Raw genomic sequence first — 2852 nt, forward strand, 5'->3', positions numbered from 1 at the left:
CCCCAGCGACTTCATCTGGTCCATCATGCTCTTGTAGTCCCGGGACCAGAGCCCGTGGGCCACGTAGTTCGCCGTCTCGAAGCCGAACCAGTTGACGCCCGCGATGCGCACCGGCTGGTTGTTCGCGTCCAGGATCTGGCGGCCGCTGGTGTGCCAGTACCCCGACCCCGGAGCAGCCGAGGCCGCAGCCGTGGCCTTGGGGGTGGTCGTGGCGGCGTGCGCGGAACCGGCCGCCGCCAGCGGAGCGGTCAGCAACGCGGCACACGCCGCGAACGCGGCGCCCCAGCGCCGCAGTCGGTGCAGGGGTGCAGATCTCGGTTGGTGCTCAGGACGGTGCATGGGTGGTGACCTTCCTTGTCGGCGGAGCCTGATCCGGACCACCCGGCCTTCGTGTCGCCCACCGTGTGGGAGCGCTCCCATGCGCTGGCGCAGGAATCCTGCGGTGCAGCCGACGACGCGGAAGTCCGGTTGTTTCGACGCTTGTTCGACGCCGCGGGCCATCAAGCCAGCGAGTCCGGTGGGACGTCAAGGCGGCCGCAATCCTCGAACTCTTGAACTCGCCTTCCTCCCTTGGCAACTGGGGCGACACCGGCAGGATCCCGCCTCATGGGACGTAAGTTTCACGGCGGCGGCCGCCGACGCGCCGTTGCCGAATCGAAGTGTCGGCACATGTCGCTCAAGAGCGGAAAATGCCGTTCTGCTGGGCCCATGCAGAAGCGTGCGGCGGCTGCGGAGGCGCGAGGGCGACGCTTCGCCGGGCGTTCAAGTAATGGAGGCGCCAGGAGCCTTGACGAGTGCTTGGATTCGGGTTCCTAATATCGACGATATCGACGACCCGTTCCTCTGGATCCGCCCGTCCTCCGAGGGAGGAGACCGGCATGCCCGCACCGGTGAGAGTCAGCCCCGTGCACGACCGGGCCCCCGACAGCGCGCCCACGCTTCCGGGGCGCCCGATGCCGACCCGCCCCCGGCCTGCGGGCTCCATGCGCGAGGGATGACCGTCCGGCTGGGTTCCGGACGCCAACCGTCCTGCCACGCCCGGCGTTCAGTCCAGTGCGAGCGGCTGGGTGGCGCTGACGGCGGCCACGTCAGCCGTGATCCTTGCGGCGGTGGCGCGCAGTTCGGGGAGGATCTCCGTGCGGGCCCGGTCCGCGCCGGTGCGGGCGGCGTGCAGGGAGACGTTGACCGCCGCGACGACACGGCCCCGGGCGTCCCGGACGGGGACCGCGAGCGAGCGCAGACCCTCCTCCAACTCCTGGTCCACCAGGGCGAATCCGTCCGACGCCGCGCGGTCGAGCGCGGACCGGAGCCGGTCCGGGTCGGTGAGGGTGGCCGGGGTGAGGGCGCGCAGTTCCCGTCCGGCGAGCCAGGCGTCGCGGTCCGGCTGCGGAAGGCCGGCCAGCAGCACCCGGCCCATCGAGGTGGCGTGGGCGGGGAACCGCGTGCCGATCGAGATGTTGACGGACATGATCCGGCCCGTCGCCGCACGGGCGACATAGCGGATGTCCGGGCCGTCGAGGACCGCCACCGACGCGGACTCGTGCACGCGGTCCACCAGGTCGGCGAGGTGCGGCTGGGCGATCTCGCCGAGGGAGAGCCGGGAGAGCAGCGGGTAGCCGAGGTCGAGGACGCGGGGCAGCGGGCGGAACAGCCGCCCGTCGGCGGCGACGTAGCCGAGCTGCTCCAGCGTCAGCAGTGAGCGGCGCGCCGTGGCCCTGGGCAGTCCGGTGGCCTGCGCGACGGCGGAGAGCGTCATGCCTCCGGGCGAGCCGCCGAGTGAGGCCATGACGGAGAGCCCGCGGGCCAGTGACTGGAGGTACTCCGGCCCCAACTCACGTTTGGCGTCCGCCGTTCGATCACCGGTCGGCGCCGCTGCCGTCGGCGTCGCGCTGATCGCGGCCAGGGCCTCGGTCATGCGCGCCGCCGTCGCCCGCAGCGGGTCGAGCGCGAACTCCCGGAGCTGGTCGACGGTGTGGCGGCTGGTGTGGCTCACGGCACTCAGCGCGGCGACGACGCGGCTCCCGCCGTCCCGTACCGGGACGGCCAGGGCCACCAGACCCGGTTCGATCAGCTGGTCGTCCGCGGACCAGCCCCGGGCGGCGGCCTCGGCGGCGCGGGCGCGGAAGTCGCTTTCGGCGGGCCGGGGGGTGCGGCTCGGCGGGACGGCGGGGAAGTCGTCCGGGGTGCGGCGCAGCCACGCCGCGAACTCGTCGTCCGTCCAGTCGGCGGCGAACAGGGGGCCCGGGGCGCAGCGGTCGGCAGGCAGGGCGTCGCCGATGCGGAAGGCGACGGAGAGGGCCCGCCGCCGGGTGTGCTGGACGACGAAGCGGACGGCGTCGCCGTCCGGGACGGCGACCGAGACGGACTCGTCCAAGTCGTCGGCGAGCGTGGCGGCGAGCGGGCCGAGCGCGGCGGGCAGGCCGCTGCCGCGCAGGTAGGCCGTCCCGATCGCCAACAGCTGTGGGGTGAGCGCGAGTTCGCGGTCGGTGACGCGGACCAGGCCGAGGCGTTCCAGGGTGGTGGCGATCCGGTCCACAGGCGAGCGGGCCAGGCCGGTGGCCTTGGCGAGGTCACTGGCGCGCATCCGCCCGTCCGAGGTGTGCGCCAGGGCGTGCAGGACGGCGAGACCGCGTTCGAGCGGTCCCACGGACGCGTCGGTGGCGCGTGGGGGCATGGCGTTCTCCCGGGCGCGTGGAGCCGGCCCTGTTGACAAGCGGGCGAGTGAGGACAGAGACTCCCCGCATCGATTTATGAATCATAGTTCACTGGGCGAACAACGGGCAAGCCCGGCGGGCTGAAGACGATCGGACAGTGCGGATGGACAAGGTGGTTCGTTCGGCCGACGAGGCCGT

The 2852-nt window shown here is 72.8% G+C and carries 1 protein-coding gene and 1 pseudogene; both read right to left on the reverse strand.

Features of this window, described 5'->3' with window-relative positions; all coding sequences use genetic code 11:
• A pseudogene (locus ACFP3V_RS09880) lies at positions 1-339 on the reverse strand (cellulase family glycosylhydrolase); the annotation flags it as partial.
• 706 nt (positions 340-1045) lie between these two features.
• On the reverse strand, positions 1046-2674 hold the full coding sequence (locus tag ACFP3V_RS09885; protein ID WP_380582050.1) for an IclR family transcriptional regulator domain-containing protein: 1629 nt from the start codon (positions 2672-2674) through the stop codon (positions 1046-1048).
• Positions 2675-2852: the final 178 nt, after the last annotated feature.

This window comes from Streptacidiphilus monticola (assembly GCF_042658505.1).
Taxonomy (GTDB): Bacteria; Actinomycetota; Actinomycetes; order Streptomycetales; family Streptomycetaceae; genus Streptacidiphilus; species Streptacidiphilus monticola.

Coding starts and splice junctions, on each gene's coding strand:
- ACFP3V_RS09885 (WP_380582050.1), bottom strand. CDS start 2,674: ATGCCCCCACGCGCCACCGACGCGTCCGTGGGACCGCTCGAACGCGGT.